The 8,754-nt window shown below is 47.9% G+C and carries 8 protein-coding genes, 1 tRNA gene and 2 pseudogenes; 4 read left to right on the top strand and 7 right to left on the bottom strand.

Annotated features, from left to right (window positions below; all coding sequences use genetic code 11):
* The 3 genes from cysW to H6F50_RS07100 all read right to left on the bottom strand — a co-directional run.
* Nucleotides 1–737: sulfate ABC transporter permease subunit CysW (cysW, locus tag H6F50_RS07110; protein WP_190427912.1), on the bottom strand; the 737-nt coding region annotated here is incomplete at its 3' end.
* A complete protein-coding gene (gene cysT / locus H6F50_RS07105) occupies nucleotides 727–1,584 on the bottom strand; it encodes a sulfate ABC transporter permease subunit CysT (RefSeq protein WP_190427910.1) in 858 nt (285 codons plus the stop codon). The genes cysW and cysT, both read right to left, overlap by 11 nt.
* A gap of 135 nt (nucleotides 1,585–1,719) precedes the next feature.
* Nucleotides 1,720–2,859: a sulfate ABC transporter substrate-binding protein gene (locus H6F50_RS07100; RefSeq protein ID WP_190427914.1), complete on the bottom strand. Its 1,140-nt coding sequence runs from the start codon at nucleotides 2,857–2,859 to the stop codon at nucleotides 1,720–1,722.
* Nucleotides 2,860–2,983: 124 nt separating this feature from the next.
* On the opposite strand from H6F50_RS07100, the gene H6F50_RS07095 reads away from it, so the two are divergent.
* Together H6F50_RS07095 and H6F50_RS07090 are read left to right on the top strand one after the other, a co-directional pair.
* Nucleotides 2,984–3,217 (top strand): hypothetical protein, encoded by a 234-nt coding sequence (locus tag H6F50_RS07095; RefSeq protein WP_190427908.1) that lies wholly within the window; start codon nucleotides 2,984–2,986, stop codon nucleotides 3,215–3,217.
* A tRNA-Thr gene (locus tag H6F50_RS07090) sits at nucleotides 3,197–3,268 on the top strand. Before H6F50_RS07095 ends, H6F50_RS07090 begins: the two co-directional genes overlap by 21 nt.
* A 140-nt stretch (nucleotides 3,269–3,408) precedes the next feature.
* On the opposite strand, the gene H6F50_RS07085 is transcribed toward H6F50_RS07090, so the two are convergent.
* From H6F50_RS07085 to H6F50_RS07075, 3 genes are read right to left on the bottom strand one after another with little or no spacing between them, the layout of a single operon-like run.
* Nucleotides 3,409–6,147, bottom strand: a complete 2,739-nt coding sequence (locus H6F50_RS07085) for an ATP-binding protein (RefSeq protein ID WP_190427906.1) — start codon at nucleotides 6,145–6,147, stop codon at nucleotides 3,409–3,411.
* On the bottom strand, nucleotides 6,147–6,329 hold the full coding sequence (locus tag H6F50_RS07080) for a hypothetical protein (protein ID WP_190427904.1): 183 nt from the start codon (nucleotides 6,327–6,329) through the stop codon (nucleotides 6,147–6,149). The genes H6F50_RS07085 and H6F50_RS07080 overlap by 1 nt, the downstream gene beginning before the upstream one ends.
* The gene (locus H6F50_RS07075; protein WP_190427902.1) at nucleotides 6,326–7,414 is read right to left on the bottom strand and encodes an ATP-binding protein; all 1,089 of its coding nucleotides are present in this window, start codon (nucleotides 7,412–7,414) and stop codon (nucleotides 6,326–6,328) included. The genes H6F50_RS07080 and H6F50_RS07075 overlap by 4 nt, the downstream gene beginning before the upstream one ends.
* A gap of 181 nt (nucleotides 7,415–7,595) precedes the next feature.
* On the opposite strand from H6F50_RS07075, the gene H6F50_RS07070 reads away from it, so the two are divergent.
* Nucleotides 7,596–7,880 (top strand): hypothetical protein, encoded by a 285-nt coding sequence (locus H6F50_RS07070; protein ID WP_190427900.1) that lies wholly within the window; start codon nucleotides 7,596–7,598, stop codon nucleotides 7,878–7,880.
* Nucleotides 7,881–8,001: 121 nt separating this feature from the next.
* Here the strand turns inward: H6F50_RS07070 and H6F50_RS07065 are convergent.
* Nucleotides 8,002–8,100 (bottom strand): annotated as a pseudogene (locus H6F50_RS07065) (amino acid--tRNA ligase-related protein); the annotation flags it as partial.
* Nucleotides 8,101–8,509: 409 nt separating this feature from the next.
* Between H6F50_RS07065 and H6F50_RS07060 the strand changes: the two are divergent.
* A pseudogene (locus H6F50_RS07060) lies at nucleotides 8,510–8,754 on the top strand (DUF4394 domain-containing protein); the annotation flags it as partial.

Genomic DNA, 8,754 nt, shown 5'->3' with positions numbered 1-8,754 from the left:
AGGGTTTGAGTTTTGCCCGCAATATTGCCAGATACAACCGAGACGGCACCAAACTCGCCCATGACTCTGGCGTTGGTCAAAATGACGCCGTAGAGGAGACCCCAGCGAATATTCGGCAGAGTGACGCGCCAGAAGATTTGCCAGTCATTCGCACCCAACGTTTTAGCCGCTTCTTCTTGATCTGAACCAGCTTCTTCCAAAACGGGAATCACTTCACGGGCGACAAAAGGCATCGTAATAAATGCGCTCGCCAATATCATTGCAGGCGCGGCAAAAATAATTTTTATGTTTGCTGCCGCTAGCAGCGACCCAAACCAACCATTGCGTCCATAGAGCAGCACGATCATCAGTCCAGCGACGACTGGGGATACGGCAAAGGGGATGTCTAAAAGGCTGATGAGAAAGGTTCGACCCCGAAATCGATGTCGTGCGACCACCCAGGCTGCACAGAGTCCAAACACGACATTCATCGGTACGACAATTAGGGCGATCAAGATAGTCAGCTTTACAGCATGAAGAAAGTTGGGTTCCGTCAGATTGTGTATAAAGGGGCCAATCCCTCCCTTAAATGCTTGCACAAAGACGTTGATGGCTGGAATGAACAGAATCACAGCTAAGTAAGCGATCGCTACCCCAATCAAAACAAATTTTACCCAGCTTTTTTCCTTCTGGATTGAGGAGACTTGAGGCGTTTTTGAATCTGGATTAAAAGACTTCCCTGCTACATTAGAGTTCATACCGTCGTCCCCACGCTTGTAAAAGATTAATTACGATTAGAACTAACAGCGAAATTACTAATAAGACGGTGCCAATCACCGTTGCTCCTGAATAGTCATACTGTTCCAATCGCTGAATAATCAACACTGATGCGATTAAATCCTTAAAGGGTATATTCGCCGCCACAATTACGATCGAGCCATATTCTCCAACAGCACGGGCAAATCCCAACGCTACACCTGTTAAAATTGCTGGCATTAAAGGTGGCAAAACAACCCGCCAAAAGGTCTGAAATTTAGAGGCTCCCAAAGACCAAGCGGCTTCTTCAATTTCATGCTCCATTTCTTGCAATACAGGCTGCAAGGTTCGCACCACAAATGGCAAGGAGATAAACACCATCGCGATCCCCACTCCCAATCGCGTGAATGCCACCTTAATCCCCAAAGGTGCTAGCAGGGAACCAATCCAACCGTTCTCGCTGTAGACCGTTGCCAGTGTCAAACCCGCGACTGAAGTAGGCAGCGCAAAAGGCAAATCAATGGCTGCATCAATGAACCGTTTGAATGGAAACTCATAGCGAACCAAAACCCAAGCAATCAAAACGCCAAACACCCCATTCAGCAGTGCCGCAATCAAGGCTGTGATGAAGGTGACATCGTAGGTCGCAAGAGCGACGGGACTGGTAGCAATCCTCCAAAAATCAATCGGTTTCTCTGTACTTGCTTTCAACAGAAGAGCAGACACGGGCAGGATAAGCATGAAGGTGAGATACCCCAAAGTAATCCGCCAAGGCCAGGACATACTGGTTATCTGGTGAAATGGGTTTTTCGACACAGAAGTTTGTTGAGGAGGAGCCGATACAGCCATAGGAAAGTATCCAGGATTATAAGGATGATGAAATTTGGTACTTGTTCTTGGTTTTACTGGTGGCTAATTGCTAACGAATCTTAATCTTTTGTTGGTTGATCGTGACGCAATTAGCAATTAGCTCCTAGTCAGTCTTTATCTGCCACCAGCTTGAATTTTGTCAAAAATTGTTCCGTCATCAAAAAACTTCTTCTGGATCTCGTCCCAGCCCCCTAAATCTTGAGCGGTGAAGAGAGTTTTAACTGGGGTATACTGCTTCGCGACTTCTTCCCCTACTGTCGGATCAACGGGTCGGAATCCCACCTTGGCAAATTCTCGTTGGGCTTCTGGGGTATACAGAAACTTGACAAACGCTTCTGCAATTTCTCTTGTGCCGTGTTTGTCAACGTTTTTGTCCACAACGGCGACAGGGCTATCGATGGAGATATTCGTATCGGGCACGACATAAGGCAGTTTCTGACCGTTTTGTCCAGCCAATATTACTTCGTTTTCATAGTTGATTAAAACATCTCCCTGCCCTTGCTTGAAAAAGACATCGCTGGCTTCGCGGGCGTCTCTCGGTAGCACGGGGACATTCTTGTAAACTTTAGTGACCAATTCTTGGGCTTTAGCATCATCACCACCCGTTCTGGTCACAGAACCCCATAAACCTAAGAAGTTCCAGCGAGCGCCACCAGAAGTTTTGGGGTTAGCTGTAATGACTTGCACGCCATCTTTGGCTAAGTCTGCCCAGGTTTTAATTCCTTTAGGATTGCCCTCGCGAGTAACCAGTGCTGCAACAGATCTGGTGACAATTGCACCATTCGGTGCTTCTTTCTCCCAACCAGTTTCAATCAACCCGGCTTTCTCAATCTTCTCGGTATCAAGAGCGAGAGCCAGGTTTACAACGTCCGCCTCTAAACCATCGATTACGGCACGGGTTTGGGAGCCAGATCCACCATAGCTTTGGTTGAAGGTAACGTTTTGGTTGCGTTCCTGCTTCCACTTAGCAGTGAACTGGGGAATAATTTTTTCGTAGGCGGCGCGAGTCACTGCGTAGGAGACGAGGGTTACTTGTGCATCGCCGGTTTTTGCCGCGGGACTAGCACTACCTGGAGCAGTAGTTGTCGGGGAATTAGAGTTGCTGGGGGCGCAAGATGCGATCGCTACGCTTAAACTCATCCCCAACAGGAACATAGACACAAAACCCTTCCGGGAAGTGACCTTTAGCCATCTGGCTGTCTGTTGTTTCCACGGTTGAAGTGCCTTAAGCCGAGTAATTTGCCACAAACGCATGAAACGCTCTCCTTTTATCCCCGGTAAGTCGGTCGGGATACCGTAATTTATGGTTACGAACATACATCCTACAGCAACTGAGAACGTTTGTGTCTAGTTACGCAAGGAAATTTCAGCCAGAGGTTTGGCAAAGATGAAGGCGAGGGCGATCGCGTATAGCCCTTTGGGCATGAAACCAGCGAAGCGAGGCGTTAGCCTCGCGCTGACTTGTCAGTTCGCTACTCCAACCCAAATCAGCCGAGTAATTTATAAGACTCGTTTTTCTAAAATTGAATTGAGTATTAATACTGAAAGGACTGGATATTTAATTCAAAAATTGCTATTCTATACATTGATTGCTGGTGTAGCTCAGGGGTAGAGCAGCTGATTTGTAATCAGCCGGTCGCAAGTTCAAATCTTGTCACCAGCTTTTTTTCAAGAAATTTGAATCGCGATCGCGCTTACAGATTTAGGAGTGCGATCGCTCTAGTTCACTTGACGATATTTTTAATTAGCGAAGGCAGGTTGGGCGTGTTCGTATTGCGGGGAGTATGTTGCCCAAAAGTTGCGCTAAAAGCCCAAAACCCAGCGGCGAAATAGTTCTACAATGATGTGCCAGTGCCCTTCAGTCTCCTGAACTACATCATGGCGCTTCAGAGTTTTCAAAGCTTCTTCTAGAGTTATCTCGTCTATATCAGTGGTAAGAGCGATCGCGTGTATGTTTAGCCCTTCTGGGTGAGGAGCGATCGCTGTTAGTACCGCCTGCTGACCAGAGGCACCCCGCGCCGCTTGACCCCAAACGCCATCAAAGTAGTAGCGTCCTCGCTTGAAAAACTCAGGATCGTTGATGACAGCTTCCACGTCCTCTATGGTGAAAACAGGACTGCGGGGGCGTCCTTGCTCGAAAACAAAATCATTGTAGCGGCGAACGAGCTGGAATCCCACTAGCTGAACTAAATACGGTTGACCTGCGGTGAGGGCGTAGATTTGGTCTAGGGCTTCGGGGGTGTAGTCGAGGGGGAAGTCTTCATCGGGGTTGGCGAGAATCTGACGGGTAGCCCCAGGTTGCAGGAAGCCAACGTGGATGGGGATGACGCTGGCGAAGAAGGGTTGGAAGTAATCGGCTGTCATCTCTTCCAAGGTGTGCAAACCCGCAAAGGCGAAGGCGACTTTGGAACTCATTTGCACCAGCCCCCGCAGAAACCCCATAAAGTCTGGAGAAATTTTTCCGGCTTCAATCAAGTCTTCGATTTTCTCGAACTCGTCTAGGGCGACGATTAAGCCACCGCTAAGAAGTGTTTCAACCTGTTTCAAATAGCGTTCAAAGGTGCGGTAGGGAAGGTTTAGCAAATCCTCATCAGATGGAGGTGTGTAACTTACCTTTTCAGAAATTGCATCACTGATTGCCATCAGCACTTCGCCAACACCTTGAGCGCTATCTCCTAAACGCAGCAGGTTGACATAGGCTACTTTTACCCCTGAGCCTGAACAGTTTGCAGCGTTCAGGAGGATGGAGGTTTTGCCCATGCGTCGGTGTCCAAAGAGAACGACAGATTGCAGCTGATGACCCATAACCCAGAGTTCTTCTAGCTGTCTGAGTACGTCTTCCCGCCCGACAAAGAGATTCCCCTCAACTGGATCGCCAACCACATAGGGATTAGTCACAGGCTTGGTGATGGAAATTTCCCCCACCTCACCCGCGATATTCAGCAGCGCTTCTTGCCAAGTTTTAGTAATGTTTACGAGCAAATCTCGCTCGGCGTTGGGTAAAGAATCGCTATTGTTTAGAGTCGTTTTGAGTTCTCCTAATGCACGGTTGAGGGCGAAGGATCGGGTAGATTTGGAGAGACTACGCTGAACTAAGCGCACATCCTCAACGACTCGGCTTAAAGAGGTAATTGCTTGCCAAGTTGTCGGGCGTAATAAGGGTTCTGTTGGAGAGGCTGATATTTGCAGGGCAGCAATACTCGCCCAAACCTTAGCATCGTGAAAGGCTGCTAAGGTTTGGGAGAGGGCGAACATTTCCTCTCCGTAGAGAAGAGAAGGCACTACTGCAAAAGCCTCCATCGCTTTTGCTGGTTCTTTTTCATGCAGGTACCAGAACCCAGCAGCAGCAGCACGAGCAGGGGTATCTAATCGAGTGTCTACTGTTAAAGAAGATAATGTCTCATTCAAATAACGAAAGAATAAAAAGCCTCTAACAAGTTTTAACTGGATTTGTTCTTTTAGGGAAGCTGAACAAAAACCGACTAATTTCCAATCAAAAGGAGCTTCAGCCAATCGAGAGACACGCCATATAACTTGCTCTGATGGGGTTTTGGCAAGTACTTTATTGACGGCTTCAACAACCGAAATGAATTGCAGGGTATATGCCAGCAATTGATTAGTATTATGCAAACCTGTTTCCCAATCCTGTTGCAGCCAATTCTGCAAGCGAAAAGCAAGATAGGGTAGGGGAAGCGGAGTTATGCGGGGGAGTAGCCAGCTACCATTCTGGAGCGATCGCAGGTTTAAAGGTAAGCCAATCAGCCAGCTTTCTGGACGCAGGATTGCCACGCCTACCGCCACGCCAAACGCCACGCCTACCGCCACGCCTACCGCCACGCCTCCCGCCACGCCTACCGCCACGCCAAACGCCACGCCTCCCGCCACGCCAAACGCCACGCCTACCGCCACGCCTACCGCCACGCCTACCGCCACGCCTACCGCCACGCCTCCCGCCATGCCTACCGCCACGCCTCCCGCCATGCCTACCGCCACGCCAAACGCCACGCCAAACGCCACGCCTACCGCCACGCCTACCGCCACGCCTACCGCCACGCCTACCGCCACGCCTACCGCCACGCCAAACGCCACGCCTACCGCCACGCCTACCGCCACGCCTACCGCCACGCCAAACGCCACGCCTCGCGCCACGCCTCCCGCCACGCCTCCCGCCACGCCTACCGCCACGCCTACCGCCACGCCTACCGCCACGCCTCGCGCCACGCCACGCCAATCAATATCAAAACCTATCTGCTCAAGCAGTCTACATAAGGCTAAGGGGATAATAACTGTCAATACCAACCCTTGTAGAAGCAACTGACGCTGGATAGCATTTTGACGTAGCAACTCCAATCCCTTACGCCAATTCATTTCCTTGTTGCGGATATATCCACCTCCGAAGGTATATACATACCACAGCAAAGCCTGGGGAAAGAAAAAGACCCAGTACAACAAGCGCAGGTAATCCAGTGGATTCCACAAGGAGAGGGGTCGATTCAGCTTGGGGGCTAAATCCAAGCGGGGAACAGGTTGGGGTTGGCTCATTACACACCTTCCAGGTAATAAACTTCTGGTAAAAATACCTGGCGAATGAATTCGCGGCTATACAAACCAAGTCCGCCTACGCGGACTAAGAGAAAATTGTGCTTGAAACCTGCGTAGGCAGGTTTTGTTTGTGTAGCCCCATTCAGTCTGTGGGCGTAGATTGACGGTTGCAAGAGGTTCATTCCCCACCCTCTATATACCGAACATAAGCTTGATAACACAGCTGCATCAATCGCCGGGGATGTCCGTCGCTTTCCTGCACTAGCTGAATGATTTCCTCCTGAGTAAAACGCACCGAACTTACAGCAAGACGCGCTTCAATAAAAGCACGGGCGTTAGCTTCGTCCCAAGGTCTTAGGTTCTCTTCTTGGCAAATGCCAGCAAGCGGAGAAGTCTTGCCTTCATCCTGACTATCGTTAAACAGACTATCCAGAGGTTCGCTAGCCGCTAAAATCAGCTTCAGAGGAGCATTGCCGCCCTCGGCTAAACCGCGCAGGCGATCGCGTACTCCACGAGTAAAGCCTTCCCAGGTCATCTTCCCCACATTATCTATAGCCAGTAAAATTCTGCGATCGCGCAAATTGCGAGTTAGGCTATAGCCGTTACTTTCAGGGATACCAACCTCGTGACACAAAGCACAGTAAAAGTCATTTTCATCATGAACTAGATTCAAGTCTAGGAAAACTGCTTGACGTGGCGAATGCAGGCGACTTTCCGCCAATTGACAAATTTTCCATAGCAGAGAGGACTTGCCGATCCCCTCCTCTCCGATTAGAGCAACACTGCTACCGCTATCGAGAACCTCGAATACTCGCCGGATTTCGCGATCTCTGTTAAAGAACTGTTGCACATCGTCCACTCTGCCTTGTTGGGGAAAAAAGGGATTGGTGATCGAATTTTGATGCTGTACGAAATTTTTGTTTGGCTGTGATATAGAAGTTTGCTCTGATTCCTCCCGATTCGCTAATAGAAGTGGTTCTGAGGAAGACAGAACTTTTATAGACTGCTGTTTCCATAGTTGCTCTATGGTTGGTTTAAAGTTGTTTTTCTTGATACTTATTCTTAAGAGTTGACTTAGCTTATTAAATAAGGCTGACCCAGTTTCTTTTACATATTGAAAATCTCGGTGTTTTTCATCACTAATCTTTTGATAAGTCTTACCTTCCCAGGTTCCGCAAATGACATCCTTTTCACATTCATTTAAGCTAGATTGCCGCGCTTTCAAAAATAGCTCATTAATGAAGTAAAAGGCATCTTCTGAGTTCATCAATGTAATGATTAGGGGGTAGTTTAAAGATAATAGAATACTTTTTACCTACAAACCACCTTAACCTACTTTTTCCTACAACAGGATAAGGCGAGGAAGCTTCCTACTCTTGCCTACTTACAAAGCCTGAGTTTCCGGTAATTATGGTCATATAAACAAACGTAGGGAATTTAAGCTAATTATGAACCAGTATCCGGAAATCCAGCAGAATGTCCAACAGCAGTCCCAGGCAACGCAGCTACTGCATTGTCAACCAGCACAAGCCAAACCGGAACAATTTGTCTGCACAACCGAATCTGCGATCGCGTCACCTCTCGGACAATTAGACACAGTTACCTTAGTGAAAACTGGAGGTGTACCAACAGCAATCATTTTAGCGATCGCTGTTCTCATTCTCGCTTTGGCGGAATATAACAAAGTCTTCGTACTTATGATGCCTCAAAAGCAAGACAACAAAACTGAATAAGCCACGAAGCTAACGCAATAATAATTAGGGTGGGCAATGCCCACCCTAAAATTGAAAATATCAAAAGCGATCGCTTCCTCGCCAACCAAGTCAAGAATAAGCGATCGCACTAAATCATCTCTTAAAAATCTACAGTTAATGGCGCACGAGGGAAGGGGATCGCATCCCGAATATTGCTCATTCCGGTCATAAATTGCACTAAGCGCTCAAACCCCAAACCAATCTGACACCGTCTCTGCTAGAACCGAGTTCAACCGCCTCACTGCGCTTTATAAAAACGTGGCTCTAACGAAGGTGTTCTGAGTATTGGTTTTGAAAAGCTTTGTAACTAATGCCACACTGCCTGGAAACACAAACCAAAAACTTCTGTTTTCTGTAGTTTTACCGTGCGTAGTTTAAACAAGCATTTCATCAAAACTTCATCAAAACTTCATCTTTTGAGCCAAAAGAGGCTGCTAATTAAAGAGTTTGTAAAGATGGACTGTGACCGAAAACCGTAGTGATAGTTCCTCCGTACAGTACACAGTCATTGTCAATCACCGTTAAAACTAAGCATATTTGCGTAGTTTTAGTTACTTGTTGAGCTTGGCTGAAAAAACTAGAAAAAATTAGCAGTTGGAGAACTACCCATGAAACTAATTAAGCTTGGTACAGCGATCGCTGCATTAACTGTAGCTACGATGTTCGATCTGCTCGGCATTGCCAAACCCGCACAGGCAGCGACCATGAAGCTGATTGGTCTGAACGACGATAACAGCCTAGTTTTCTTTAACCGCAAACTTTCCAAGATTTCTAGCACCGTAAAGATTGCAGGGGTTGATGGGACTGTGCTAGGGATTGACTTTCGACCAGCCGATGGTCTCCTCTACGGTGT

This window comes from Coleofasciculus sp. FACHB-712 (assembly GCF_014695635.1).
Lineage (GTDB): Bacteria > Cyanobacteriota > Cyanobacteriia > Cyanobacteriales > FACHB-T130 > FACHB-T130.
This window is presented reverse-complemented; position numbering and strand designations above follow the sequence as displayed.

Excerpts from the sequence above, each read along its gene's own strand:
- cysT (WP_190427910.1), bottom strand. The coding sequence starts at position 1,584 with ATGGCTGTATCGGCTCCTCCTCAACAAACTTCTGTGTCGAAAAACCCA.
- H6F50_RS07100 (WP_190427914.1), bottom strand. The coding sequence starts at position 2,859 with ATGCGTTTGTGGCAAATTACTCGGCTTAAGGCACTTCAACCGTGGAAA.
- H6F50_RS07085 (WP_190427906.1), bottom strand. The coding sequence starts at position 6,147 with ATGAGCCAACCCCAACCTGTTCCCCGCTTGGATTTAGCCCCCAAGCTG.
- H6F50_RS07080 (WP_190427904.1), bottom strand. The coding sequence starts at position 6,329 with ATGAACCTCTTGCAACCGTCAATCTACGCCCACAGACTGAATGGGGCT.
- H6F50_RS07075 (WP_190427902.1), bottom strand. The coding sequence starts at position 7,414 with ATGAACTCAGAAGATGCCTTTTACTTCATTAATGAGCTATTTTTGAAA.
- H6F50_RS07070 (WP_190427900.1), top strand. The coding sequence starts at position 7,596 with ATGAACCAGTATCCGGAAATCCAGCAGAATGTCCAACAGCAGTCCCAG.